This is a genomic window from Nocardia citri, assembly GCF_054065835.1.
In genome coordinates, this window is record NZ_JBSUQM010000009.1 from 100,874 (window position 1) to 126,887 (window position 26,014).

Here is a 26,014-nt window from a genome sequence, read left to right on the forward strand (position 1 = left end):
GCAGTTCGAATACGAAACCGACATCCAGAGAGGAGGCGAAGTATGGCAAAACCCGAGAAGGTCACCGCGGTCGAGGAGATCACGGAGCAGTTCAAGAGCTCGTCGGCCACCGTCATCACGGAATACCGTGGTCTGTCGGTCGGTAAGCTCACCGATCTGCGTCGCGCGCTCGGCGAAGGCGCTACCTACTCCATCGCCAAGAACACCCTGGTCAAGCGGGCGGCCGCGGAAGCGGGCGTCGTTGGCCTGGACGACTTGTTCGTCGGACCGACCGCCATCGCCTTCATCAAGGGCGAGCCGGTCGACGCGGCGAAGGCCATCAAGACCTTCGCCAAGGAGAACAAGGCGCTCATCATCAAGGGCGGGTATATGGACGGCGCCGCGCTGTCCGTTGCCGAGGTCGAGAAGATCGCCGACCTGGAGTCCCGCGAGGTGCTGCTGGCCAAGCTGGCCGGCGCGATGAAGGGCAACCTGGCGAAGGCCGCCGGTCTGTTCAACGCTCCTGCTTCGCAGGTGGCCCGCCTGGCCGCCGCCCTGCAGGAGAAGAAGCAGGCCGAAGGCGGAGCCGCCGCCGAGTAACACCCTGCGGCGGTCGCGACGGGCCCGCAGGCGCCGTCGATGGACTCTCTGCAAGGCGTGCGCGCCCACGCGGGCCCGGCGAACGCCGCAAATTCAACACCGAGGGTGGATCCGCGTGCGGCTCGCCCACATAGACAACCAACTACCGAAAGGAAACAACAATGGCCAACGTTGACGAACTGCTCGAGACCTTCGGCAACATGACCCTGCTCGAGCTGTCGGACTTCGTCAAGAAGTTCGAGGAGAAGTTCGAGGTCACCGCGGCTGCTCCGGTCGCCGTGGCCGCCGTCGGTGGCGCCGCTGCTCCGGCCGAAGCCGCCGAGGAGCAGGACGAGTTCGACGTCATCCTCGAGGGTGCCGGCGACAAGAAGATCCAGGTCATCAAGGTGGTCCGTGAGATCGTCTCGGGCCTGGGCCTGAAGGAAGCCAAGGACCTCGTCGAGAGCGCCCCGAAGCCGATCCTGGAGAAGGTCGCCAAGGATGCCGCCGAGGCTGCCAAGGCGAAGCTGGAAGAGGCCGGCGCCAAGGTCTCCGTCAAGTAATTCGCGAGTAACTCGCCGAACGGGCGGTCCCCATTGGGGCCGCCCGTTTGCTTTGTCATGATGCGTTCGACGGTCTGCGAATATCGCGAGGGTTTCGGGGTTACTCTTCGGTCAGGTAAGGGTGTGCTGGTCATGCGCATGGGATACAGTGACCGAACCCACTGTGACGCGACACACCGTGATACCGAACAGCGCGGTACGCCGGTGGGTGGCTCGCTGAGAATTTGTGGAGGTACGCGTGGGCGTCGAGGTCAGGACCGAAGGTGTTACCAAGTCCTTCGGTGCACAGCGAATTTGGCAGGACGTCTCGCTGACCCTGCCCTCGGGTGAGGTCAGCGCGCTACTCGGCCCCTCGGGTACCGGTAAATCCGTCTTTCTGAAGTCGTTGATCGGTCTGCTGCGTCCGGAGCGTGGTTCGATCTTCGTCGACGGCACCGATATCACCACCTGCTCCAATAAGGAGCTCTACGAAATCCGCAAGTTGTTCGGTGTGCTTTTCCAGGACGGTGCGCTGTTCGGGTCGATGAACTTGTTCGACAATGTGGCGTTCCCGTTGCGTGAGCACACCAAGAAGTCCGAGTCCGACATCAAGAAGATCGTGATGGAGAAGCTCGAGCTGACCGGTCTGCTGGGTGCGGAGGGCAAGCTGCCCGGCGAGATCTCCGGTGGTATGCGCAAGCGTGCCGGTCTGGCGCGTGCGCTGGTGCTGGATCCGCAGATCATCCTGGTCGACGAGCCGGACTCGGGTCTGGATCCGGTGCGTACTTCGTATCTGTCGCAGTTGCTGATCGATATCAACGCCCAGATCGACGCGACGATTCTGATCGTGACCCACAACATCAACCTGGCTCGTACCGTGCCCGACAATATCGGAATGCTGTTCCGGCGCAGTCTGGTGATGTTCGGCCCGCGTGAGGTGTTGCTGACTTCGGAGGAGCCGGTGGTCAAGCAGTTCCTCAACGGTCGCATGATCGGCCCGATCGGTATGTCGGAGGAGAAGGACGAGGCGCAGATGGCCCGCGAGCAGGCTCTCGTCGACGCCGGGCACCATCACGGCGGCGCGGAGGAGGTCGAGGGCATCATCCCGCAGATGCGGGCCACTCCGGGTATGCCGGTGCGCCAGGCCGTGCTTCGGCGCAAGGAACGCGTCCGCGAGATCATGCACACCCTGCCGCACGCGGCCCAGGTGGCTATTCGCGAGTCACTCGAGGAGAACGACAATACGCAGGTGATGGCGTACCAGAACGGCGATATCGGTGGATACCAAGGCGGGTCGCTCGATACAACCGTGCGCCACAACACAACTAACGGGTAACATCTGCGATCGTGAATTCCACCCTGGCGCGATTGCGGACTCCAGTGGAGTCGGGGTTCGGCCAGGCCGGCAACATGTTTGCGCTACTCATCGACGTTATGCGCAAGACATTCAAACGGCCTTTCCAGTTGCGCGAATTCATCGAGCAGTCGTGGTTCATCGCGAGTGTCTCGATCTTGCCCAGCGCCTTGGTCGCCATCCCTTTCGGTGCGGTTGTCGCGCTGCAGACCGGCTCCCTGATCAAACAGCTGGGCGCCGAATCCTTTACCGGCGCAACCAGCGTGCTGGCTACCGTCCAGCAAGCTGCCCCGGTTGTCACCGCGCTGATCATCGCCGGCGCGGCTGGGTCGGCGGTCGCCGCCGACCTCGGCTCGCGCACCATCCGTGAGGAGATCGACGCACTCGAAGTGCTCGGCGTCGATCCGGTGCAGAAGCTGGTGGTACCGCGCGTGCTCGGCATGATGCTGGTCGCGCTGCTGCTCAACGGTCTGGTGTCGGTGGTCGGCATCGCGGGCGGCTATTTCTTCAATGTCGGGCTGCAGGGCGGTACGCCGGGCGCCTACCTCGCTTCATTCTCCGCACTGGCCCAGCTGCCGGACTTGTGGATCGGCGAGATCAAGGCCTTGATATTCGGTCTGCTCGCAGGCGTAATCGCCGCGTACAAGGGGTTGCATCCCAAAGGGGGCCCGAAAGGAGTCGGAGACGCGGTGAACCAATCCGTGGTTATCACCTTCATGGTTCTGTTCTTCGTGAACTTGATCCTGACTCTGGTGTATTTGCAGGTCGTCCCCGCCAAGGGCGCCTGACCCGTGGCCACCTCCTACCGTCTCCCGGCTCTGGCGAAATCCGCCCGCCGGGCTCGTGGGATCGCGCGCGTGCCGGTGAATGTGATCGATCGCGCAGGCGATCAGATGTCGTTCTACTCCAAGGCCATCGCCTGGATTCCGCGCACCGCGGTGCACTATCGCAAGGAGGTCATGCGGCTGCTCGCCGAGGTGACCTTCGGCAGTGGTGCGCTGGCCGTCATCGGCGGCACCATCGGTGTCATCGTGTTCATGTCCGGCTCGGTCGGCGTCGTCGTCGGCCTGCAGGGCTTCAAGGCTTTGGATTCGCTCGGCAGCTCGGTGCTGACCGGCTTCCTCACCGCCTACATCAATACCCGTGAGATCGCGCCGCTGGTCGCCGCGCTCGCGCTGTCGGCAACGGTCGGTTGTGGTTTCACCGCCCAGCTCGGCGCGATGCGGATCTCCGAGGAGATCGACGCGCTGGAGGTGATGGCGGTCCCGGGTGTGCCGTTCCTGGTCACCACCCGGGTGATCGCGGGCTTCCTCGCCGTCATCCCGCTCTACATCGTGGGCCTGCTCGGCACCTTCCTCGCGTCGCGAATGATCAGTATTTGGTTCAACGGACAATCCAGTGGTTCCTATGACCACTATTTCAGTCTGTTCCTGCCACCAGAAGACGTCTTGTATTCATTCGTCAAAGTATTGGTCTTCGCATTCGTAATCATCATGGTGCATTGCTATTACGGCTTCAATGCCACCGGTGGACCGGCCGGTGTCGGCGTCGCGGTGGGGCGCGCGGTGCGCGCGGCGATCGTGCTCGTGAATGTGCTCGACTTCTTCCTGAGCCTTGCTATCTGGGGCACGACTACGACTGTGCGGGTTGCCGGATGAGCGAAACGGGAAGCGGCAGTGAGGTGCCGTCATGAGTAATCGCGTGCAGATATGGCGCGCGACGGAGAAATTGCGTGTCCGGCTGCTGGGTATCGCATTCTTCGTAGTTTGCGCACTATTCCTGGCCACGACGGTCGCGGCCTACAACAAGGTGTTCGTCGAGACCCTCGAGATCCACCTGATCACCGACAGCGTCGGAAACGCGTTGACCCGCAATGCCGATGTGAAGGTGCGCGGCGTCCATGTCGGCGAAGTCAGATCCAGCCGGTCCGAGCGCGGCAAGGTGACCCTCGACCTCGCTATCGATCCCGATAAGGCGCAGCAGATTCCGGTCAACGCGACGGCCCGGCTGCTGCCGAAGACGCTCTTCGGTGAGCGGTACGTGGATCTGGTCATCCCGGACGAGCCGAGTAAGCAGCACCTGACCGAGGGCGTGACCCTGCATCAGGACACCAGCGGCAACGCCATCGAGATCAGCAAGCTGCTCGACGATGTGCTGCCGCTGCTGCAGGCGATTCCGCCGCAGGATCTCGCCTCGACGCTCGGCGCACTGTCCCAGGCGCTTTCGGGGCAGGGTGTGGCGCTCGGGGAGTCGGTGGAGAAGTTGGAACACATCTTCCGTGAGGTCAACGGGGTCATGCCGGATCTCAGGCAGGATCTGGTGAGCTTCGCCGATGTGGCAGCCACCTACTCCGACGCGCTGCCACAGCTGATCGACGCATTCGACAACCTGCGCACGACCAATGCGACCATCATCGCGCGCCGCCCGCAGATCGATACCCTGCTGGCCACGCTGAATCCGACCGCGGCCACCACCGCGGACTTCTTGATCGCCAACCGTGACAACATCATCGACGTGGCCGCCGATTCTCGGCCCGCGCTGGAGCAGCTGGCGACCTACTCGCCGAGCTACGCCTGCGCACTGGCCAACTTCGCCAAGATGAAGCCGCGCATCGACCAGATCATGGGCAAGGGCACCTCGCGTCCCGGCTCCCGAGTCAGCATCGAGCTGACCAATACCCGCGGCAAGTACCTGCCCAACCAGGACGAGCCGCGCTGGCTGGACACCCGCGGGCCGTGGTGCATGCCGGAATACCCGGTCTTCACCGATCCCGGCCAGTACACCGGCGGACCGAACAACGACGGTTCCTATGCGGTACCGAGTCGCAACCCGGGTGACCAGGACAGCGGCAAGCTGCCGGCGCCGCAGTTCGGTATGTACCCGGCCGCGAATGTGCCGACCACGGCCGGTTCCCCGGCCGAACAGCAGACCCTCGGCACGATCTACGGTGCGGCGAACGGTGTTTCGCCCGACCAGGTGCCCAGCTGGGTCACCCGGATCGGTGCGCCCGCGTTTCGTGGCAGCGAGGTGAGCGTGCGATGAAGCAGCAGATGCGCGGCCTCGGCGGGCCGCTGACCAAACTCATCATTTTCGTTGTCGTCACGCTGTTGGCGACGACGATCCTCGGACTCTCGATCGCCAACTACACCGGCGGCGGTACCGCGTTCAGGGCGCGCTTCACCGATGTCACCTCGCTCAATTCCGGTGACGAGGTGCGCATCGCGGGTGTCCGGGTCGGCAAGGTCACCAGTGTCAAGATCGTGGATAAGCGTCAGGCCGAGGTCGGATTCGAACTGACCGACCGCGAGTGGCTGCCCGCCTCCACCACGGCGACCATCAAGTACCGCAACCTGGTCGGCCAGCGCTATATCGCGCTCGAGCAGGGCACGGGAGAGCAGGGCCGCAAACTCAACAAGGGTGCGACCATCGGGCTCGACCACACCAGGCCCGCGCTGAATCTGACTACCCTGTTCAACGGCTTCCGTCCGCTGTTCCAGACGCTGACCGCCGATGATGTGAACAAGTTGTCCTACGAGATCATCCAGGTCTTCCAGGGCGAACAGGGCACCATCCATGATCTGGTGGCAACTACCGCGAACCTGACGAACAAGATCGCCGACAAGGACGCCGTCATCGGTGATCTGGTACGCAACCTGACCGCCGTACTCAATGCGGTCAACGAGCGCGAGGGCCAGTTCGATCAGCTGATCGTCAATACCGAGGCACTGGTCAGCGGACTGGCGGCCGAACGCGACACCATCGGCAGCTCGGTCACCTCGCTCGGCAATCTGGCCTCGGCCACCGCGGATCTGCTCGTGCCGACCCGCCCGACGCTACAGGGTTCGATCGCCGGGCTCAGCCAGCTGACCGGCACCATCGACGAGCGCAAGGGCGAAGTGAATGCGGCGCTGACGAACCTGCCGATCAAGATGGAAAAGCTCGGCCGCGCCGGCAGTTACGGCTCCTGGTTCCAGTTCTATCTGTGCGGTATCGACATCGTGCTCGGAACGGGTGCGGTGGATGCACCGCAGCTCAACCTGCCGGGCGGGCTACCGACAGTCAACCAGCCGATCTACACCAATGCCGCACCGCGCTGCCAAGGGAAGGGTAGTCACTGATGGACGACCGGATCCTGCTCGGCAAGCGCAGCCCCGCATTCATGGGGGTGCTCGGCGTCGTCATGGTCCTGCTCGTGACGGTCTCCGCGTTCTTCCTGGACAAGTTGCCGATCATCGGCGCGGGCACCACATACATCGCGCAGTTCTCCGAGGCCGCCGGTCTGAAGAAAGGCAATGAGGTTCGCATCGCCGGTGTGAAGGTCGGCTCGGTATCGGATGTTCGGCTCGACGGCAATAAGGTGCTCGTCTACTTCCGCACTCAGGATGCCTGGATCGGTAACGAGACCACCGCCTCGATCCAGATCAAGACCGTGCTCGGTCAGAAGTATCTGGCGCTGGACCCGAAGGGTTCCGGGCCCGCCGATCCGAGCAAGGCGATTCCGTTGTCGCGCACGGTATCCCCGTACGACGTGGTGGACGCATTCAGCGATGCGGCCAAGCAAATCGATCAGATCGACACCGCGCAGCTGGCTACCAGCATGCGGGTGCTTTCGGAGGCGTTCGAGACCACGCCGCCGCAGATCCGCAACTCGATCGACGGGGTCGCCCGGCTCTCGGAAACCCTGGGCAAGCGCGATGAGGAGCTGAAGAAGCTGTTCGCGGCGACCAGGCAGACCACTGGTGTGCTCGCGGATCGCAATCAGCAGTTCGAGCGCCTGCTGGCCAATGGCGGACAGTTGTTGGCCGAGTTGAATATTCGCCAGCAGTCCATCGCACAGCTGCTCACCGGCGCTAAGACGGTATCGGCCGAACTGAGCGCGCTGGTCGCCGATAACGAGAAGCAGATGGGTACGGCATTGACCAACCTCGAGGCCGCCATCGACCTGCTGAACGAGAACCAGCACAACGTTTCCAAGACGCTGGAACTCGCCGCGCCGTTCTACGGCCTCTACGCCAATGTGCTCGGTACCGGTCGCTGGTTCGACGCGGTGATCGTGAACCTGATCCCGCCCGGTCTGCCGGAGATTCCGGGCGACCGGCCGCCGGTGCGCACCATGGGAGGTAACTGACATGGGGGTGCACTGGCCTCGTAAGGAGCCGCTCACCGCGATCCGGACCTCGCGTCGCGGCACGAAGGTGGGCATCGCGATCGGTGTGATCGCGGCGCTGGTCCTGGCCGGTGCCCTCTGGTGGCTCTTCGACCGGATGGCCACGACCAAGATCACCGCGTATTTCGATCGCTCCGTCGGCATCTACGAGGGTTCGGATGTCCGCATCCTTGGTGTGCCGGTGGGCAAGGTGGATTCGGTCGAGCCGCAGGGCGATCGGGTCAAGGTGGTGATGAGTGTCGACCGCAGCTATGACGTGCCCGCCGAGGCCAAGGCCGCGCAGATCACGCCGTCGATCGTCTCCGACCGCTACATCCAGCTGACCCCGGCCTACACCGGTGGACCGAAAATGGGGCGCAACGCGACCATTCCGCGTGATCGCACGGTCACCCCGATCGAGGTCGACCAGCTGTACAAGAGCATCACCGAACTCTCGGATGCGTTGGGCCCCAACGGCGCCAACGCCAAGGGCGCGGTGAACGAACTGGTGCGCACCTCCGCGGCGAATCTGGCGGGCAACGGAGAGGCGTTGGCCAACAGCATCACTCAGCTCTCGCGCGCCGCGCGATACCTGGGCGATGCCCGCGGCGATATCTTCGACACCGTCAAGAATCTGCAGACTTTCGTCACCATGCTGGCCCAGAACGACCAGCAGGTGCGGCAATTCAATGCCCAGCTCGCGGATCTGTCGACCTTCCTCGCGGGGGAACGTCAGGATCTCGGCGCGGCGTTGAACCTGCTGTCGGTCGCACTCGGCGATGTCGCCCGATTCATCGATGAGAACCGGGATCTGGTCCAGCGCAATGCCCAGGGTCTGACCACGCTCACCGCGACGCTGGCCAAGCAGCGCGACGATCTGGCCGCCGCACTGCCGGTGCTGCCGCTGGCGTTGAGCAACCTGATCAATATCCACAATGCCGAATCCGGCACCCTCGATATGCGCGCCAACTTGCCGGATCTGCAGGATCCGTTCGGTGTGGTGTGCAAGATGCTGGATCTGGGCAAGTTGATGCCCGGCGATCCGAAGTTCGAAGCGCTGGGCAAGCAGATGCGCCCGATTCTGGACCATTGCAAGGAAATCACCGATCAGATCACCGCCGGCGTGAAGACCCCGACGCTGGTCCTGCCGTTCGGCATCCTCAGCAATGAGAACGAGCAGCGCGCCCCGGTGCCGGGCACGGTCCCCGGCACCCCGTCCGATCAACTTCCGCCCTCGCAGGGAGGCGGCCAGCGATGAATATGCGAATCCGTTGCGCGGCACGCACTTTCGGCGCTGTGCTGGTGTTCGGTATGAGCGCGGTCCTGGTGACCTCGTGCTCGTCCGAGGGCATCTACGCGGTGCCGCTGCCCGGCGGCGCCGATGTCGGTGACCATCCGATGACCATCGATATCCGCTTCGACGATGTGCTCGATCTGGTGCCGCAGTCCGCGATCAAGGTCGAGGGCGTGGCGGTGGGGCGCGTCGAGAAGATCGCGTTGGCCCCCGACGGTTGGACCGCCAGCGTGCGCGCGCTGGTGAACTCCTCGGTCGATCTACCCGCCAATGCGCGGGCCGAGGTGCGGCAGTCGAATCTGCTCGGCGAGAAGTTCATCGAGCTGTCCAAGCCCGCCGAGCAACCCGACAGCAACAAGCTCGGCAATGGTTCGGTCATCCCGGCCGACCACACCCGGCACGCGACCGAGGTCGAACAGGTGCTCGGTGCGCTGTCATTGCTGCTCAACGGTGGTGGCGTCGCACAGCTGCAGCCCATCGTCACGGAGCTGAACAAGACGCTCGGCGGCCGCGAGGACCGGGTCCGCTCGCTGTTGGAGCAGGCCGATACCCTGATCTCCGGGCTGAACGAGCAGGTCGACGACATCACAAGAGCCATCGACGGACTCGCCACCCTGAGTAACCGGGTGAGCACCCAGACCGACCAGATCAGCAAGATCATCGATGAGCTGCCGCGGGGCATCAAGATCCTGAACGAGCAACGGCCACAACTGATCGCGCTGCTGCAACAGCTGGATCGGGTGGGCCAGGCCGGGTTCGACGTGTTGAACCACTCGAAGCAGGACCTGATCAAGGATCTGACCTCGCTGCGTCCGACACTGCAGGAACTCGGTAAGGCCGCACCGGATCTGGTCACCGCGTTGCCGCTGGTACCGACCTATCCGTTCCCGGACTCGACGCTGGAGGGCACCTTCGGTGGCCAAGTGAACACCTGGCTCTCGGTGGATCAGCAGATCGGTGTCACGCTCAGCAATCTCGGTGTCGGCAAGGGTGATCCGGTGTACATCCCGCCGCCGTACGGCCCCGAAGTGCCGGTGAATCCGACCAACCCGTACTACGGCGGTAACGGTCCGCGTCCGGGTTGGCCGACGGTATCGCTGCTGCCGCTGCCGCCCGATATGCCTCGCTTCCCGGCCGGTCTGCCGCCGTTGCCGACCGATCCGCTCGGGGCGATTCTCGACCAGATCGGAGGTGGTCAGCGATGACCCGTCTGGTGCGCTACCAGCTGGTCGCGTTCGCGTTGATCGCGGTGCTCGGCGTGGTTTTCGTCGGCGCCAAATACGTTCGGCTCGAGCACATGCTCGGCATCGGCGAGTACAAGGTGAAGGTCGAGGCCAAGCAGACCGGCGGCATCTACAAGGGCGCCGAGGTGACCTACCGCGGCGTCCCGGTCGGCAGGGTCGGCAGTCTCGAACTCACCGACACGGGCGTGGCCATCAATCTGGTGCTCGATTCGAGTGCGCCGAAGGTTCCGGAGTCGGCCCGCGCGGTGGTCGCCAACCGTTCGGCCATCGGTGAACAGTACGTCGATCTGCAACCCGATTCCGATAAGGGGCCGTATCTGCGCGACGGCTCCGTCATCACCTCGGCGACGACACCGATTTCGGTCGAGCAGCTGGTACAGAGCGTGGATACGTTTACCCGCTCGGTCGATCTCACCGCGCTCAACACCACCGTCACCGAACTCGGCAAGGCCTTCGACGGCAAGGGCGACGACCTCGCGGTCTTCATCGATTCGCTGAACAAGTTCACCGCGACGTTCAACGACACCCTGCCGCAGACGATTCAGCTGATTCGTGACGGTCGGATCGCACTGGGCACCCAGGCCCAGCAGTCGGGCTACATCCGGCAGTTCAGCCAGGGGCTCGACGAACTCGCCGCCCAGCTGCGCTCCAGCGATCCGGATATCCGGCGCCTCATCGGCACCGGTACCGACGCCGGCGAGCAGATCACCGCGCTGCTGCACGAGAGCGGCGGCCCCCTCACCGAGGACCTGACCAACCTGCGTCAGCTGCTGCTGTCCATCTCGCCGAAGTTCTACGCGCTGCGCCCGCTGCTGCAGATGCTGCCGCAGCTGTCCATCGGCGCGTCGTCCACCGCGCCCGGCGACGGCACCAGCCACTTCGGCCTGGTGCTGGAGGTGAACAATCCGCCCGCCTGCACCCAGGGCTACGAGGGTACGCAGGCCATCCTGGCGCAGATGAAGCGGGAGAATCCGGACTTCGACGACACCCGCGACGAATTCCCGTTCAACAAGGACGCGAAATGCACTGTGCCGTTCGGCAATCCGACCGCGGTGCGCGGCGGAATGCGCGCCGACCTGGCGGATCCGAGCATTGTGCAGCCCTGGGATGCCAACCCGAAAACCGATCCCGAGAAGCTGAATCTGAACCCGATCGCCGTGCAGATGGCTACCCTGCTGGGGGTCACGCCCAAGCGGTGAGCAGGACCTATGCGACTAATCCGCAGTGATGGAAGTTAGGGTGTCTCGCCGTGAGTGATCGAAGCGAGCGAACCACAGGCACAGCGCCCGCAATGGGCCCGACTGTGCCGAGCGTTAGCGAGGTACGGTCGTGAGCATCGACATGTCCAAGGAAACGCCGGCCGCGACCGGCTCCGATGCCACGGAAGCCGATGCCGCAGCGCATGACGCGATGGCATCGGATTCCGTGCGCCCGACGGCCGCGGCCACCGGACGACGCACCGTCACCATGGCCGCGGCCGCCGCTCTGGTCGTCGCACTGATCGCCGCGGTCTGGTTCGGCACCGGCTGGGTCCGCGCGGCCTTCTTTACCGACGGTCCGCGCGCCGAGGCGCGCGATACCGCGCTCGCTGATGCCAGGCAGGCCGCGATCAACCTGATGTCGCTGGACCCCAATGATGTCGACGGTTCGCTCGCGCTGATCCAGTCTTCGATGACCGGATCGCTGCTCGACGATGCCACCAAGACCCAGGATCAGTTCCGCGAGCAGGCCAGACAGGCCAAGACCAGGCTGGAGTCCAAGGTGATCGGCTCCTCGCTGACCGCGCTGAACTCCGAGCGCGACCACGCCTCCGCGCTCATCGTGCTGCAGACCACCAGGACCGCCCCGGATGTCGCGCCGTATGCCTACCGGCAGACCTGGGCCCTCGATCTGGTCAAGCAGGGTGAGGTCTGGAAGGCCGAGAAGGCGAGTCCCCTGAGTCAGCCCGTCCCGCTGAATCAGCCGACAGCCGGACAGCCCGGTGCGACACCGTCGGAGGGCGCGATGCCCAAGCCTGGATCGTAGGAGAACCCGTCATGGCATCTCGTCGACCAGTCAATCGGGTCACGCCTCGCAACCGTCCCACCGTCGGCCGTACTGCGGCGAATACCGGGTCCGGCACTACGCGCCGCGGCACCCGCGTGGCCGAGGAAACGACCACGAAGCGCCGTACCAAGGTCGCCGGGGTCGCCAGGGTCGCGGAATCGCCCACCCCGACTCCAGAGCCCGCCGGGCCGTCACGGCCGTGGGCGCGGCGGTTGCGTCCGACGGCGGGTTGGGGTGTGGTCGCGGCCATCCTTCTCGTCGCCGTGCTGCTGGGCGCATTCGCCACGGTCGCTGCCTTGCGTCCCGGCATCGACGATTCGAATGTGGCCTATGTGGACAGCAAGGCCACCGAAGAGGTGACCGCGGCCGCCTCGCACGCGTTGAAGACCATCTACGCCTATGACGTGAACAAGCTCGACGGCTACAAGGAAGCCGTGCACGGGGTCATCACCGGGCGGATGCTGGCCGATTTCGACAAGTACGCCGATACCAATCTCGCCGCCCTGAAACAGGCGCAGACCAGCGCGGATGCTCTCGCCGAACCGATCGGGGTGACCTTGCTCACCGACGATCGGGCCGAGTTGCTGGTGAACTTCGTGGTCAGCGCCAACAAGAACGGTGTCGCCCAGCAGAGCGCCTCCGGCCCGATCGTGCTGAAAATGCAGAAAGTGGACGGCAAGTGGCTGGCCGCGGCTATCGTCGATCAGTGATTTCGGCGGCATAAGCCCAGCGGGGCAGGGGATCTGGCCCGATCACCTGGTCTGGGCCGCCACTTGACGAGTTTGGCCGGACCCGTCACGCTATTCACAACAGCGGCAGCTGTCACAGTGGCTTCATGAGCCCCGTGGCTACCCGACGCAGCCAGCGATTCGGGCATGGCACACGGTCATAACGGTCACGGCGTGCCGCCACACGGCGGCTGGTTCCGGTGGTACTTTGACACCACCTTGCGTATAGGTGTACGGTTGGACGTTGCGCTGGCTGCCTCCTGTCCATACCTCGATTTGCACACGTAAGTTCCACCTTCCGGTGTTACTTCCGTTGTTGCCTGTTCGGGTTTCGTTCGGGTTGTATCCAGCGGAATTCGTAGCAGACAAGCGACGGTCGCGGACCACCACGCGACGCGCGTGAGGTGCTGGAAGGACGCATCTTGGCAGTCTCCACCCAGACCAAGGCAGTTGCCACCACGGCTGGCCGTGTAGGGAGCACTACCCCCGGAGCCCCGTTGCGGGTGTCTTTCGCGAAGATCCGTGAGCCCCTCGAGGTGCCCGGACTTCTCGATCTACAGACCGACTCATTTGCATGGTTGATCGGCTCGCCTTCATGGCGTGAAAAAGCCGCGGCTCGCGGCGACGGCGGACTAACGGGTGGTCTGGAGGAGGTGCTCGAGGAGCTCTCGCCGATCGAGGACTTCTCCGGCTCCATGTCCCTGTCTTTCTCGGATCCTCGTTTCGAGGAGGTCAAGGCCTCCATCGACGAGTGCAAAGACAAGGACATGACCTACGCGGCGCCGTTGTTCGTGACCGCGGAGTTCATCAACAACAACACCGGTGAGATCAAGAGCCAGACGGTCTTCATGGGTGATTTCCCGATGATGACCGATAAGGGCACATTCATCATCAACGGCACCGAGCGCGTGGTCGTATCGCAGCTGGTGCGTTCGCCGGGTGTCTACTTCGATCACACGGTCGACAAGGGCACGGAAAAGGATCTGCACAGTGTGCGGGTCATCCCGTCGCGCGGTGCGTGGCTGGAGTTCGACGTCGACAAGCGCGATACCGTCGGTGTGCGCATCGACCGCAAGCGTCGGCAGCCGGTCACTGTCCTGCTGAAGGCACTGGGTTGGACCACCGAGGAGATCGTCGAGCGCTTCGGCTTCTCCGAGATCATGATGTCGACCCTGGAGAAGGACAACACCGCCGGTCAGGACGAGGCGCTGCTGGATATCTACCGCAAGCTGCGTCCGGGTGAGCCGCCGACCAAGGAGTCCGCGCAGACCCTGCTGGAGAACCTGTTCTTCAAGGAGAAGCGCTACGACCTGGCGCGCGTCGGTCGTTACAAGATCAATAAGAAGCTCGGCATCCACCTGGGCGAGCCGATTACCGCATCGGTGCTCACCAAGGAAGACATCGTCACCACGATCGAGTACCTGGTGCGTCTGCACGCCGGTGATCGGGCGATGACCGCGCCGGGTGGCGAAGAGGTACCGGTCGAGGTCGACGATATCGACCACTTCGGCAACCGTCGCCTGCGCACCGTCGGCGAGCTGATCCAGAACCAGATCCGGGTCGGCCTGTCCCGCATGGAGCGCGTGGTCCGCGAGCGGATGACCACCCAGGACGTCGAGGCCATCACGCCGCAGACCCTGATCAACATCCGCCCCGTCGTGGCCGCGATCAAGGAGTTCTTCGGAACCTCGCAGCTGTCGCAGTTCATGGACCAGAACAACCCGCTGTCGGGCCTGACCCACAAGCGTCGCCTCTCGGCGCTGGGCCCGGGTGGTCTGTCCCGCGAGCGCGCCGGTCTGGAAGTCCGTGACGTGCACACCTCGCACTACGGCCGCATGTGCCCGATCGAGACCCCGGAAGGCCCGAATATCGGTCTGATCGGTTCGCTGTCGGTGTACGCGCGGGTCAACCCGTTCGGTTTCATCGAGACGCCTTACCGCAAGGTGGTCGACGGTGTGGTCACCGATGAGGTCAAGTACCTCACCGCCGACGAAGAGGACCGCCACGTCCGTGCGCAGGCCAACTCGCCGGTCGACGCCGACGGCCGCTTCATCGAGGAGCGCGTGCTCTGCCGCCGGGGCAATGACGAGAACGAACTCGTCCCCGCCTCCGAGGTCGACTACATGGACGTTTCGCCGCGCCAGATGGTTTCGGTCGCGACCGCGATGATCCCGTTCCTCGAGCACGACGACGCCAACCGTGCCCTTATGGGTGCGAACATGCAGCGCCAGGCCGTGCCGCTGATCCGTTCCGAATCCCCGATCGTGGGCACCGGCATGGAGCTGCGCGCGGCGGTCGACGCCGGTGACGTCGTGGTGAACGAGAAGTCCGGTGTGGTGGAAGAGGTTTCGGCCGATTACGTCACTGTGATGGCCGACGACGGCTCCCGCAAGAGCTACCGGATGCGCAAGTTCGCGCGCTCGAACCAGGGCACCTGCGCCAACCAGCGGCCGATCGTGGACGAGGGACAGCGGGTCGAGTCCGGTCAGGTGCTCGCCGATGGTCCGTGCACCGAGAACGGTGAGATGGCGCTCGGTAAGAACCTGCTCGTGGCGATCATGCCGTGGGAAGGCCACAACTACGAGGACGCGATCATCCTGTCGCAGCGCCTCGTGGAGGAGGACGTGCTCACCTCGATCCACATCGAGGAGCACGAAATCGACGCCCGTGACACCAAGCTCGGTGCCGAGGAGATCACCCGGGATATCCCGAACGTCTCCGACGAGGTTCTCGCGGACCTGGACGAGCGCGGTATCGTGCGTATCGGCGCCGAGGTGCGCGACGGCGACATCCTGGTCGGCAAGGTGACCCCGAAGGGTGAGACCGAGCTGACTCCGGAGGAGCGGCTGCTGCGTGCGATCTTCGGTGAGAAGGCGCGCGAGGTGCGCGACACCTCGCTGAAGGTGCCGCACGGTGAGTCGGGCAAGGTCATCGGCATCCGCGTGTTCTCGCGTGAGGACGACGACGATCTGCCTCCGGGCGTCAACGAGCTGGTCCGCGTGTATGTGGCGCAGAAGCGCAAGATCCAGGACGGCGACAAGCTGGCCGGTCGGCACGGCAACAAGGGTGTTATCGGCAAGATCCTCCCGACCGAGGACATGCCGTTCATGCCCGACGGCACCCCGGTGGACATCATTCTGAACACCCATGGTGTGCCGCGTCGTATGAATATCGGCCAGATCTTGGAGACCCACCTCGGGTGGATCGGCAAGGCGGGCTGGGATGTCGGCGCATCGGATGGTTCCCGCCCGGACTGGGCCAAGGCGCTGCCGGAGGAGATGCTGGCGGCCCCGGCCGATTCCAACATCGCCACCCCGGTGTTCGACGGCGCTCGCGAGGAGGAGCTGACCGGTCTGCTCGCCTCGACCTTGCCGAACCGCGATGGTGAGCGCATGGTCGACGACAACGGCAAGGCGACGCTGTTCGACGGACGTTCCGGTGAGCCCTTCCCGTACCCGGTCGCGGTCGGCTACATGTACATCCTGAAGCTGCACCACCTGGTCGACGACAAGATCCACGCCCGTTCGACCGGTCCGTACTCGATGATCACCCAGCAGCCGCTCGGTGGTAAGGCGCAGTTCGGTGGTCAGCGCTTCGGCGAGATGGAGTGCTGGGCCATGCAGGCCTACGGCGCCGCCTACACACTGCAGGAACTGCTCACCATCAAGTCCGACGACGTGGTCGGTCGCGTGAAGGTGTACGAGGCGATCGTCAAGGGCGAAAACATTCCGGAGCCGGGCATTCCGGAGTCGTTCAAGGTGCTCCTGAAGGAGCTCCAGTCGCTGTGCCTCAACGTCGAGGTGCTGTCTTCGGACGGCGCGGCGATCGAGATGCGCGACGGCGATGATGAGGATCTGGAGCGTGCGGCCGCGAACCTGGGCATCAACTTGTCCAGGAACGAAGCCGCGACCGTCGACGATCTGGCGAACTAGGCGGTAGGGCCGGATGGCGTGCACGCCGACGACATCCGGCCTCCGCGCTCGACCAACTAGTGAACTTTTGCTCGAATTCGACCCGAATAGGGGAAAGGAAGTTACGTGCTAGACGTCAACTTCTTCGATGAACTCCGGATCGGTCTGGCCACCGCCGAAGACATCCGCCAGTGGTCCTACGGCGAGGTGAAGAAGCCGGAGACCATCAACTACCGCACGCTCAAGCCGGAGAAGGACGGCCTGTTCTGCGAGAAGATCTTCGGTCCCACCCGGGACTGGGAGTGCTACTGCGGTAAGTACAAGCGTGTCCGCTTCAAGGGCATCATCTGTGAGCGCTGTGGCGTCGAGGTTACTCGCGCCAAGGTGCGCCGTGAGCGGATGGGCCATATCGAGCTGGCCGCTCCGGTTACCCACATCTGGTACTTCAAGGGTGTGCCTTCGCGCCTCGGGTACCTGCTCGACCTGGCGCCGAAGGATCTGGAAAAGATCATCTACTTCGCCGCGTACGTCATCGTCGGGGTCGACGAGGAGCTGCGTCATAACGAGCTCTCCACGCTCGAGGCCGAGATGGAGGTCGAAAAGAAGGCGGTCGCCGATCAGCGCGACGCAGATCTCGAGGCCCGCGCCCAGAAGCTCGAGGCCGATCTGGCCGAGCTCGAGGCCGAGGGTGCCAAGTCCGATGTCCGCCGCAAGGTCAAGGATGGCGGCGAGCGCGAAATGCGTCAGCTGCGCGACCGCGCCCAGCGTGAGCTGGACCGGCTCGACGAGATCTGGAACACCTTCACGAAGCTGTCGGTCAAGCAGCTCATCGTCGATGAGGTGCTCTACCGCGAGCTGATCGATCGCTACGGCGAGTACTTCACCGGCGCCATGGGTGCGGAGTCCATCCAGAAGCTGATGGAGAACTTCGACATCGACGCCGAGGCCGAGTCGCTGCGCGAGACCATCCGCAGCGGTAAGGGCCAGAAGAAGCTGCGCGCGCTCAAGCGGCTCAAGGTTGTCGCGGCCTTCCAGGCCAATGGCAACTCGCCCATGGGTATGGTGCTCGACGCCGTTCCGGTGATCCCGCCGGAGCTGCGCCCGATGGTTCAGCTCGACGGTGGCCGCTTCGCCACCTCCGACCTGAACGACCTGTACCGCCGCGTGATCAACCGCAACAACCGCCTCAAGCGACTGATCGATCTGGGCGCGCCCGAGATCATCGTCAACAACGAGAAGCGGATGCTGCAGGAGTCCGTGGACGCGCTGTTCGACAACGGCCGCCGCGGCCGCCCGGTCACCGGACCGGGTAATCGCCCGCTGAAGTCGCTGTCCGATCTGCTCAAGGGTAAGCAGGGTCGTTTCCGCCAGAACCTGCTCGGCAAGCGCGTCGACTACTCGGGCCGTTCGGTCATCGTGGTCGGTCCGCAGCTGAAGCTGCACCAGTGCGGTCTGCCCAAGCTGATGGCACTGGAGCTGTTCAAGCCGTTCGTGATGAAGCGTCTGGTCGACTTGAACCACGCGCAGAACATCAAGTCCGCCAAGCGGATGGTCGAGCGGCAGCGGCCGCAGGTGTGGGATGTCCTCGAAGAGGTCATCGCCGAACACCCGGTGCTGCTGAACCGTGCGCCAACCCTGCACCGCCTCGGCATCCAGGCCTTCGAGCCGCAGCTGGTGGAAGGTAAGGCCATCCAGCTGCACCCGCTGGTCTGTGAGGCGTTCAACGCCGACTTCGACGGTGACCAGATGGCCGTGCACCTGCCGCTGTCCGCGGAGGCGCAGGCCGAGGCCCGCATCCTGATGCTGTCCTCGAACAACATCCTGTCGCCCGCCTCGGGTCGTCCGCTGGCCATGCCGCGTCTGGACATGGTGACCGGCCTGTACTACCTGACCCGCCTGGAAGAGGGCGCGCGGGGCGAGTACCAGGCGGCCACCAAGGACGCACCGGAGCAGGGCGTGTACTCCTCGCCCGCCGAGGCGCAGATGGCGGTGGACCGCGGTGAGCTCACCGTGCGTTCGCTGATCAAGGTGCGGCTCACCGATCAGCGCCCGCCGAAGGCCGTCGAAGTGGAGCTGTTCCCGGACGGCTGGAGCCGCGGCGACGCCTGGATCGCCGAGACCACCCTCGGTCGCGTGCTGTTCAACGAACTGCTCCCGGCGGACTACGCGTTCATCAACGAGCAGATGCCGAAGAAGCGTCAGGCCACGATCATCAACGATCTGGCCGAGCGCTACCCGATGATCGTGGTCGCGCAGACCGTCGACAAGCTGAAGGACGCGGGCTTCTACTGGGCCACCCGTTCCGGCGTGACGGTCTCGATGTCGGACGTGCTCGTTCCGCCGGAGAAGGCCGAGATCATGGAGCGCTACGAGGCGCAGTCCGATCAGATCGAGAAGAAGTACCAGCGTGGTGCTCTCGACCACCAGGAGCGCAACAACGCCCTGGTCAAGATCTGGCAGGAAGCGACCGAAGAGGTCGGTAAGGCGCTGCGTTCGCACTACCCGGCCGACAACCCGATCATCACGATCGTCGACTCGGGCGCGACCGGTAACTTCACCCAGACTCGTACCCTTGCCGGTATGAAGGGCCTGGTTACCAACCCGAAGGGTGAGTTCATCCCGCGGCCGATCAAGTCCTCCTTCCGTGAGGGCCTGACGGTGCTGGAGTACTTCATCAACACCCACGGTGCCCGTAAGGGTCTGGCCGACACCGCGCTGCGTACCGCCGACTCGGGTTACCTGACCCGGCGTCTGGTGGACGTCTCGCAGGACGTCATCGTGCGCGAGCACGACTGTGGTACCGAGCGCGGCATCCTGGTGCCGATCGCGGAGAAGCAGCTCGACGGCTCGCTGATCCGGGACGCGCACGTGGAGACCTCCGCCTACGCGCGGACGCTCGCGGCCAACGCGATCGACGCGAACGGCAATGTCATCGTGGAGAAGGGCGCCGACCTCGGCGACCCGGCCATCGAGGCACTGCTCGACGCCGGCATCACCGATGTGAAGGTCCGCTCCGTGCTGACCTGCACCACCGGCACCGGTGTGTGCGCGATCTGCTACGGCCGTTCCATGGCGACCGGCAAGCTGGTCGATATCGGTGAGGCCGTCGGTATCGTCGCCGCGCAGTCCATCGGTGAGCCCGGTACCCAGCTGACCATGCGTACCTTCCACCAGGGTGGTGTCGCGGGTGACGACATCACCGGCGGTCTGCCCCGTGTGCAGGAGCTCTTCGAGGCTCGTGTGCCCAAGGGCAAGGCGCCGATCGCGGAGGTCTCGGGTCGGGTGCGGCTCGAGGACGACGATCGCTTCTACAAGATCACCATCATCCCGGATGACGGTGGCGAAGAGGTTGTCTACGACAAGCTCTCGAAGCGGCAGCGGCTGCGCGTGTTCAAGCACGACGACGGCACCGAGCGTCTGCTCTCCGACGGTGACCACGTCGAGGTCGGCCAGCAGTTGCTGGAAGGCGCGGCGGATCCGCATGAGGTGCTGCGCGTGATGGGCCCCCGTCAGGTGCAGATCCACCTGGTCCACGAGGTCCAGGAGGTCTACCGCTCGCAGGGTGTGTCGATCCACGACAAGCACATCGAGGTCATCGTGCGCCAGATGCTGCGTCGCGTGACGATCATCGATTCCGGTGCCACGGAGTTCCTGCCCGGTTCGCTCACTGAGCGTTCCGAGTTCGAGGCCTCCAACCGTCGCGTCGTCGCCGAGGGCAATGAGCCCGCGGCGGGTCGCCCGGTGCTGATGGGTATCACGAAGGCGTCGCTCGCGACCGATTCGTGGCTGTCGGCGGCATCCTTCCAGGAGACCACCCGAGTCCTGACCGACGCGGCGATCAACTGCCGCTCGGACAAGCTCATCGGTCTGAAGGAAAACGTGATCATCGGCAAGCTGATCCCGGCCGGTACCGGTATCAACCGCTACCGCAACATCCAGGTCCAGCCGACCGAAGAGGCTCGTGCCGCGGCGTACGCGGTGCCGTCCTACGACGACACCTACTACTCGCCGGACAGCTTCGGCACCACCACCGGTGCCGCGGTCCCGCTCGACGATTACGGTTTCAGCGACTACCGCTGACCCGGTAACAGCGAACGGCCCCCGCTCTTGGAGCGGGGGCCGTTCGCATAATGCGCGCCTTCAGGTGTGATCAGGGCCGTCGGAAGATGGCTATTTGCCGGTGGGGTGGGGTTTGCCATGATGAGGTGCATGCGGTGGTGTGCGGCGGGTTTGGTCGTCGGGGTGGTGCTGGCCGTCGCTGGGGTGGCGTCGGCGGATGGGCCGGGGCGCGCGTTTGATGTGCAGGCGCATCGGGGTGGGGCCGGGCTGGTTGTGGAGAACACGTTGGCGGCGTTCGCGAATGCACTGGAGTTGGGGGTCAGCACATTGGAATTGGATGTGCAGATTACAGCGGATGGTTTTGCGGTGGTCACGCATGATCGGGACCCGAGTCCGGAGAAATGTATCGACACCGCCCCCGCGTTTCCCGGCGATCCGAAATTCCCGTATGTGACTGGTACGCAGCTCATTCGGAATCTGACGTTGGCTCAGGTGCGGACGATCGATTGCGGCTCGAAGCGATTGGCCGCATTTCCGGATCAGCGCGCCGTGCCGGGCGAGCGAATACCGAAGCTGTCGGAGGTATTCGATCTGGTGCGGGCCTATCGAGCCGATGATGTGATGTTGAATGTCGAGGCGAAGGTGGAGGCCGCAGCTCCGGAACAGACTGCGCCGCGGGAGCAATTCGTGCAGGTGGTCGCTGCGGAAGTGCGTCGGGCGCATTTCGAAAACCGGGTGACCATACAGAGTTTCGATTGGGGTGCGCTGATGCGGATGCGACAGGTGGCACCGGAGTTGCCGATCGTCGCGCTGACCAATGGGCAGCAATTTCTGCAGGCGGGTGAGCCGGGGGCGTCGCCGTGGTTGGGTGGGATCGATATCGATGACTTTCCTGGCACGCTGCCGGAGAAATATGTCGCGGCCGCGGCATCGTTCGGCGCGAATGTGCTGTCACCGGTGCACGGCAGTCCGCAGGACGGCACGGTCGAGGATCCGGGCTACACGCCCTTCACGACTGCCGAACTGGTCCGCGCCGCCCACGAGCGCGGTATGACGGTGGTGCCGTGGACGGTGGACGATCCCGCCACCATGGCCGCGCAGATAGATCTCGGCGTGGACGGCCTGATCACCAACCGTCCGGACCTGCTGCGCACCGTCCTCGCCGAACGCGGCTACCGGATGCCGAGGGCGTATCACCGCTGATTCCTATGACGCACTCGGGGACAGGTTTTGCCTGCGATGTGGCATTTCTCCTCGAACCCCGCCGGTAGCCAGTTGCCTGACTGCAGGAGGGGATGGCTCGGGAACTGCGTATGTGCCGCGAGTGCGAAAATCAGTACGGCCCATGGGCTTTGGACCTGCAGGAAATGCTGATTGCCATTTCGGTCCGGATAGCGGCCGACCAGCCGGTCGGGACCGGGCATATCCACCATTTCCAGACTCGCCCAATGCACCGAGAACGAATGATCGACGTTGTAGCAGTACATCCGCCGGTCCGAAACCATGACCGAGCCGGGGCGTTCGGCCACCCAGCGCGGCCGTAGTCCGGCCTCGGCCTGGCGGCGGCGTGAGCGGTTCGCCATGGCATTACCGATATGTGCCGCCGCGACAAACGACAACGACCCGACTGCGGTCACGCTGTTGCGATTCCAGGTTCCGTTCCCGACCGCCCGCCACCGGAACCAGACGGCAGGCCCTTCGGCCAGGCATATTTCGTCGGATTCGGTGCGGACCATGGTCGCGCGGGTCGGCAGTTCGGTGAGCCGGTCGTGCAGCAGGAAGTCGATGACACCGCAGGTGTACAGCAGATGGTCGTCGACCGTGGACCAACCCACCTGCTGCGCGATGATCCGATCGATATCGGAGGTCGGGTCGTACATCGGCCCTACCGCCCGATCGGCCGCGGATACATCGGCTTTCCGTCAGCTCTGCGCGCCAACGTCGTCATGCAATATCCCATCGCGATAGATGCGCCACCGCTGTCAATTGTGCCCAAGGTGAGCCGATCGCGCGATCAGCTGTCGGCGGTGTGCGCAGTGCGCTGTTGGGTTCGTAGGCTGGTACGGCCCGAAATGCCGGGCCCGCCGACTTCGAGACGGGATCACACCCATGACGTATGGACATCAGCCCGGCTATGGCTATCCGCCGGCTCAGCCGCAATTCGAGCCACCGGCACATCTGGGCTTCGCGGTCGTCGCCACGATTATCGGGACGCTCACCTGTCTGGTGGGAAGCGCGCTCGGGCTGGTCGCGATCGTCTTCGGTGCCCAGGTGCATTCGAAGTGGATCGCGGGTGATGTCGCGGGTGCGATGGATGCGTCGAAGCAGGCGAGAGGTTGGGCGATCGCCGCCATGGTCGCGAATGTGCTGTGTGTGGTGCTGGGGCTCGGCTACCTGGTCGTCACGCTCACCCAATCGTCTTCCTGACCCCGCACCAGATTTCAGCGCTCGCTGTCGAGTAGCGCCATCTGCGCCTCGGCATAACGCTCGCCCGCGATCTGATTCGCAGGCACCGCGGCCTCGATACTCGCCAGTTCGTCGGCGCTGAGCTGGATATCCACCGCTGCGAGGGAGTCCGACCAGCGCTGGCGCGTGCGGGCGCCGATGATCGGCACAATATCCGCGCCCCGGGTCAGCACCCAGCCGATGGCCAGCTGCGCGACCGAAACGTCCTTGTTCGCCGCGATTTTCGCGAGAGCGTCGACCAATTTCACATTCTGATCGAGATTCTCACCCCGGAAGCGCGGGCTGTGGGCGCGGAAATCGGTCGGCGCGAAGGTCGCACCCGGACGGACCGAGTCGCTGAGCAGACCGCGCGACAGCACACCATAGGCCGTGATGCCGATGCCGAGTTCCCTGACCGTGGGCAGGATTTCGGCCTCGATACCCCGCGAGATCAGCGAATATTCGATCTGTAGATCGGCGATCGGATGCACGGCGGCGGCGCGGCGAATGGTTTCGACGCCGACCTCCGACAGGCCGATGTGCCGGATATAGCCCGCTTCGACGAGTGCGGCCATGGCGCCGATTGTCTCCTCGATCGCGACATTCGGATCCAAGCGTGCGGGCCGGTAGATATCGATGTAATCCACGCCGAGCCGCCGCAGGCTGTAGGTGAGGAAGTTGCGCAGTGCGACGGGGCGATTGTCGATACCGCCCCAGGTGCCACCCGGTCCGCGCAGCGCGCCGAACTTCACGCTGAGCACCATGTCCTCGCGGGGACGCTCGGCGATGGCCTTGCCGATCAGCATCTCGTTATGACCGGCGCCATAGAAATCGCCGGTGTCGATGAGGTTGGCGCCGGAGTCCAGTGCGGCGTGGATGGTGGCAATCGATTCGGCGTCGTCGGTGGCGCCGTACGTGCCGGACATGCCCATGGCGCCGAGCCCGATGCGACTGACCGCCGGGCCGGTAGTGCCGAGTTCGGTGGTGAGCTTCGATATCGTCATGGGATCAGCTTGGCCCCTGAGCGCGGGCGGCGGCAGAGATCGCTTATCGGGGGATCGGTGATCCCTGGCTGGCCCGCGCGTATTACGGGACAGTGGTGCTATGGACCGACCCGAACTGGCCGATTTCCTGCGTAGGCGTCGCGAACAGTTGACGCCCGGGGATGTCGGGCTGCCACCGGGGGTGCGCCGACGGACACCGGGCCTGCGCCGCGACGAGGTGGCACTGCTGGCGGGCATGTCCACCGACTATTACACCCGCCTCGAGCAGTCCCGCGGCCCGCGCCCTTCCACCCAGGTGCTCGCGTCGCTGGCGCGGGCGCTGCGCTTCGGCAATGACGAGCGCGACCACCTGTATCACCTGTGCGACCACGCACCGCCCGGACGCGATTCGGCCGACAAACATGTCGGTCCCGGGATCATGCATGTGCTCGCGAAACTGGACGACACCGCGGCCACGGTCATCACCGATCTCGGTGAGGTGCTGGTGCAGAACCGAATGCACACCCTGCTCCTCGGCGACCACACGAATCGGCGCGGTTGGGATCGGTTCTATGCCTGGCGCTGGTTCACCGATCCGCGGTCGCGTTCGATCTTCCCGGAGGACGACTGGGAGCGGCTGGGCCGCAACCATGTCGCGGATCTGCGCGCCACCACGGCGCGCCGATCCGGCGATCCCGACGTCACCGAATACGTGAGCCGGTTGCGTGCCGCGAGTACGGAATTCGAGCAGTTGTGGCACGAACACGCGGTGGCGGTGCGGGCTTCGGATATGAAGCGGATTCTGCACCCCGAGATCGGTGCGATCGATACGGTCTGCGAAATCCTGCTGACCCCGAACGCGGCACAGCGTCTACTCGTCTATATGCCGCGCCCGGGCACCGATGCCGCGGAGAAGCTGGAACTCTTGCGCGTCATCGGGACACAGCGCTTGTCACCCCACGGTTCGCTCAGGGATTGAGATCGAAGTAATCCATCGCCGCTTGGACGGCTGGTTCGCCACCACCGGTGGAAAGTCCGGCGAACGCGCCGATGGCCCCGCCGACCACGGTCGTGATCGGCACGGTGACGACGTCGAAGACGAAGAGGCCGAGCGGGAATCCGAGTACGAATCCGATGGCGGCACCGATCGCGGCTCCGGTCAGCACATGCGGCATGGACTTCTCGACCTGATCGAAGAAGCGCTGCTGGGTGCTCACCTCCCGCACTGGATCGTCGCTCGTGCTGATCGGAGTGAGCGAGAGCTTGGAGCCCACGTCATCGATGGCGGGCATCAGATTGATCCGATGGCCGCCGATATTCAGCGCGGTCGGCAGCGCGGCGACCACCTGGCCGTTGTGATCGGTCAGCGAGATGACCTTGTTGTCGCGGATCAGGTCCCAGCGGCCCTCCGAAATGGTCGTCACCACGGCGTGCCGGTCCTCCGCCGCCGCGACGCGATAGCCGATGTTCTGGAAGAAGCCCTGCAGATCGAGCGGTGCTTCGGCGGTCGTATTCGATACGGGCGGTGTGGGTTCGGCGGGTACGACACCGGTGCCGATCGTGGTGGCCGCGAGCGCAAGCAGTGCCGTCGCGGTGATTCTGGAGATCCTCATCGTGCTCCTTCATTCGACCACCGGTGTGGAATGTCCGGTTTGTTGCGAAGAAGATACCGTTTCGTGACCGGATGTCGAGGGGTTTCCGCCG

Annotated in this window: 21 protein-coding genes; 18 read left to right on the top strand and 3 right to left on the bottom strand. The window is 64.5% G+C overall.

Annotated elements, in window-relative coordinates; all coding sequences use genetic code 11:
* The first annotated feature begins 42 nt into the window (after positions 1-42).
* The 16 genes from rplJ to ACW2Q0_RS16010 all read left to right on the top strand — a co-directional run bounded on the left by rplJ (position 43) and on the right by ACW2Q0_RS16010 (position 22,085).
* On the top strand, positions 43-579 hold the full coding sequence (gene rplJ, locus ACW2Q0_RS15935) for a 50S ribosomal protein L10 (protein ID WP_457190752.1): 537 nt from the start codon (positions 43-45) through the stop codon (positions 577-579).
* A 161-nt stretch (positions 580-740) separates the two neighbouring features.
* The gene (gene rplL / locus ACW2Q0_RS15940) at positions 741-1,121 is read left to right on the top strand and encodes a 50S ribosomal protein L7/L12 (RefSeq protein ID WP_040696004.1); all 381 of its coding nucleotides are present in this window, start codon (positions 741-743) and stop codon (positions 1,119-1,121) included.
* Positions 1,122-1,359: 238 nt separating this feature from the next.
* Positions 1,360-2,436, top strand: a complete 1,077-nt coding sequence (locus tag ACW2Q0_RS15945) for an ABC transporter ATP-binding protein (RefSeq protein WP_457190755.1) — start codon at positions 1,360-1,362, stop codon at positions 2,434-2,436.
* 74 nt (positions 2,437-2,510) lie between these two features.
* On the top strand, positions 2,511-3,242 hold the full coding sequence (locus ACW2Q0_RS15950; RefSeq protein WP_457190892.1) for an MlaE family ABC transporter permease: 732 nt from the start codon (positions 2,511-2,513) through the stop codon (positions 3,240-3,242).
* A gap of 105 nt (positions 3,243-3,347) precedes the next feature.
* Entirely contained in the window at positions 3,348-4,112 is a 765-nt protein-coding gene (locus tag ACW2Q0_RS15955) for an ABC transporter permease (RefSeq protein ID WP_457190894.1), read from the top strand.
* 31 nt (positions 4,113-4,143) lie between these two features.
* Positions 4,144-5,496 carry an MCE family protein gene (locus ACW2Q0_RS15960; protein WP_457190757.1) on the top strand — a complete coding sequence of 451 codons (1,353 nt, stop codon included), beginning with the start codon at positions 4,144-4,146 and terminating at the stop codon, positions 5,494-5,496.
* Positions 5,497-5,504: 8 nt separating this feature from the next.
* Positions 5,505-6,572: an MCE family protein gene (locus ACW2Q0_RS15965; protein WP_457190896.1), complete on the top strand. Its 1,068-nt coding sequence runs from the start codon at positions 5,505-5,507 to the stop codon at positions 6,570-6,572.
* The gene (locus tag ACW2Q0_RS15970) at positions 6,572-7,582 is read left to right on the top strand and encodes an MCE family protein (protein ID WP_457190759.1); all 1,011 of its coding nucleotides are present in this window, start codon (positions 6,572-6,574) and stop codon (positions 7,580-7,582) included. The genes ACW2Q0_RS15965 and ACW2Q0_RS15970 overlap by 1 nt, the downstream gene beginning before the upstream one ends.
* 1 nt (position 7,583) lies before the next feature.
* The gene (locus ACW2Q0_RS15975; RefSeq protein ID WP_457190761.1) at positions 7,584-8,858 is read left to right on the top strand and encodes an MCE family protein; all 1,275 of its coding nucleotides are present in this window, start codon (positions 7,584-7,586) and stop codon (positions 8,856-8,858) included.
* A gap of 2 nt (positions 8,859-8,860) precedes the next feature.
* Positions 8,861-10,099 (top strand): MCE family protein, encoded by a 1,239-nt coding sequence (locus tag ACW2Q0_RS15980; protein ID WP_457190898.1) that lies wholly within the window; start codon positions 8,861-8,863, stop codon positions 10,097-10,099.
* Entirely contained in the window at positions 10,096-11,337 is a 1,242-nt protein-coding gene (locus tag ACW2Q0_RS15985; protein ID WP_457190763.1) for an MCE family protein, read from the top strand. Before ACW2Q0_RS15980 ends, ACW2Q0_RS15985 begins: the two co-directional genes overlap by 4 nt.
* A gap of 130 nt (positions 11,338-11,467) precedes the next feature.
* A complete protein-coding gene (locus ACW2Q0_RS15990) occupies positions 11,468-12,163 on the top strand; it encodes a hypothetical protein (protein WP_457190765.1) in 696 nt (231 codons plus the stop codon).
* 11 nt (positions 12,164-12,174) lie between these two features.
* Complete coding sequence (locus ACW2Q0_RS15995; RefSeq protein WP_457190767.1) at positions 12,175-12,894, top strand: hypothetical protein; 720 nt, start codon at positions 12,175-12,177, stop codon at positions 12,892-12,894.
* 422 nt (positions 12,895-13,316) lie between these two features.
* The gene (gene rpoB, locus ACW2Q0_RS16000; protein ID WP_457190769.1) at positions 13,317-16,844 is read left to right on the top strand and encodes a DNA-directed RNA polymerase subunit beta; all 3,528 of its coding nucleotides are present in this window, start codon (positions 13,317-13,319) and stop codon (positions 16,842-16,844) included.
* Between the two features lie 105 nt (positions 16,845-16,949).
* A complete protein-coding gene (locus ACW2Q0_RS16005) occupies positions 16,950-20,903 on the top strand; it encodes a DNA-directed RNA polymerase subunit beta' (protein ID WP_457190771.1) in 3,954 nt (1,317 codons plus the stop codon).
* Between the two features lie 129 nt (positions 20,904-21,032).
* A complete protein-coding gene (locus ACW2Q0_RS16010; RefSeq protein WP_457190773.1) occupies positions 21,033-22,085 on the top strand; it encodes a glycerophosphodiester phosphodiesterase family protein in 1,053 nt (350 codons plus the stop codon).
* Here ACW2Q0_RS16010 and ACW2Q0_RS16015 read toward each other — a convergent pair.
* Positions 22,076-22,762 carry a hypothetical protein gene (locus tag ACW2Q0_RS16015; RefSeq protein ID WP_457190775.1) on the bottom strand — a complete coding sequence of 229 codons (687 nt, stop codon included), beginning with the start codon at positions 22,760-22,762 and terminating at the stop codon, positions 22,076-22,078. The two genes, ACW2Q0_RS16010 and ACW2Q0_RS16015, sit on opposite strands and share 10 nt — an antisense overlap.
* 229 nt (positions 22,763-22,991) lie before the next feature.
* Here ACW2Q0_RS16015 and ACW2Q0_RS16020 point away from each other — a divergent pair, with 229 nt between their 5' ends.
* Positions 22,992-23,309, top strand: a complete 318-nt coding sequence (locus ACW2Q0_RS16020; protein WP_457190777.1) for a CD225/dispanin family protein — start codon at positions 22,992-22,994, stop codon at positions 23,307-23,309.
* A gap of 14 nt (positions 23,310-23,323) precedes the next feature.
* Here ACW2Q0_RS16020 and ACW2Q0_RS16025 read toward each other — a convergent pair whose 3' ends face one another.
* Positions 23,324-24,331 (bottom strand): aldo/keto reductase, encoded by a 1,008-nt coding sequence (locus tag ACW2Q0_RS16025; RefSeq protein ID WP_457190779.1) that lies wholly within the window; start codon positions 24,329-24,331, stop codon positions 23,324-23,326.
* A 100-nt stretch (positions 24,332-24,431) separates the two neighbouring features.
* On the opposite strand from ACW2Q0_RS16025, the gene ACW2Q0_RS16030 reads away from it, so the two are divergent.
* Complete coding sequence (locus tag ACW2Q0_RS16030; protein ID WP_457190781.1) at positions 24,432-25,289, top strand: helix-turn-helix transcriptional regulator; 858 nt, start codon at positions 24,432-24,434, stop codon at positions 25,287-25,289.
* Here the strand turns inward: ACW2Q0_RS16030 and ACW2Q0_RS16035 are convergent.
* A complete protein-coding gene (locus tag ACW2Q0_RS16035; protein ID WP_457190783.1) occupies positions 25,279-25,923 on the bottom strand; it encodes a hypothetical protein in 645 nt (214 codons plus the stop codon). The genes ACW2Q0_RS16030 and ACW2Q0_RS16035 overlap by 11 nt on opposite strands.
* Positions 25,924-26,014 lie beyond the last annotated feature (91 nt).

Excerpts from the sequence above, each read along its gene's own strand:
- ACW2Q0_RS16035 (WP_457190783.1), bottom strand. The coding sequence starts at position 25,923 with ATGAGGATCTCCAGAATCACCGCGACGGCACTGCTTGCGCTCGCGGCC.
- ACW2Q0_RS16030 (WP_457190781.1), top strand. The coding sequence starts at position 24,432 with ATGGACCGACCCGAACTGGCCGATTTCCTGCGTAGGCGTCGCGAACAG.
- ACW2Q0_RS15950 (WP_457190892.1), top strand. The coding sequence starts at position 2,511 with ATGTTTGCGCTACTCATCGACGTTATGCGCAAGACATTCAAACGGCCT.
- ACW2Q0_RS15975 (WP_457190761.1), top strand. The coding sequence starts at position 7,584 with ATGGGGGTGCACTGGCCTCGTAAGGAGCCGCTCACCGCGATCCGGACC.
- ACW2Q0_RS15980 (WP_457190898.1), top strand. The coding sequence starts at position 8,861 with ATGCGAATCCGTTGCGCGGCACGCACTTTCGGCGCTGTGCTGGTGTTC.
- ACW2Q0_RS15960 (WP_457190757.1), top strand. The coding sequence starts at position 4,144 with ATGAGTAATCGCGTGCAGATATGGCGCGCGACGGAGAAATTGCGTGTC.
- ACW2Q0_RS16015 (WP_457190775.1), bottom strand. The coding sequence starts at position 22,762 with ATGTACGACCCGACCTCCGATATCGATCGGATCATCGCGCAGCAGGTG.
- ACW2Q0_RS15985 (WP_457190763.1), top strand. The coding sequence starts at position 10,096 with ATGACCCGTCTGGTGCGCTACCAGCTGGTCGCGTTCGCGTTGATCGCG.
- rplJ (WP_457190752.1), top strand. The coding sequence starts at position 43 with ATGGCAAAACCCGAGAAGGTCACCGCGGTCGAGGAGATCACGGAGCAG.
- ACW2Q0_RS15955 (WP_457190894.1), top strand. The coding sequence starts at position 3,348 with ATGTCGTTCTACTCCAAGGCCATCGCCTGGATTCCGCGCACCGCGGTG.
- ACW2Q0_RS16020 (WP_457190777.1), top strand. The coding sequence starts at position 22,992 with ATGACGTATGGACATCAGCCCGGCTATGGCTATCCGCCGGCTCAGCCG.
- ACW2Q0_RS16010 (WP_457190773.1), top strand. The coding sequence starts at position 21,033 with ATGCGGTGGTGTGCGGCGGGTTTGGTCGTCGGGGTGGTGCTGGCCGTC.
- ACW2Q0_RS15965 (WP_457190896.1), top strand. The coding sequence starts at position 5,505 with ATGCGCGGCCTCGGCGGGCCGCTGACCAAACTCATCATTTTCGTTGTC.
- ACW2Q0_RS16025 (WP_457190779.1), bottom strand. The coding sequence starts at position 24,331 with ATGACGATATCGAAGCTCACCACCGAACTCGGCACTACCGGCCCGGCG.
- ACW2Q0_RS15970 (WP_457190759.1), top strand. The coding sequence starts at position 6,572 with ATGGACGACCGGATCCTGCTCGGCAAGCGCAGCCCCGCATTCATGGGG.
- ACW2Q0_RS15995 (WP_457190767.1), top strand. The coding sequence starts at position 12,175 with ATGGCATCTCGTCGACCAGTCAATCGGGTCACGCCTCGCAACCGTCCC.
- rplL (WP_040696004.1), top strand. The coding sequence starts at position 741 with ATGGCCAACGTTGACGAACTGCTCGAGACCTTCGGCAACATGACCCTG.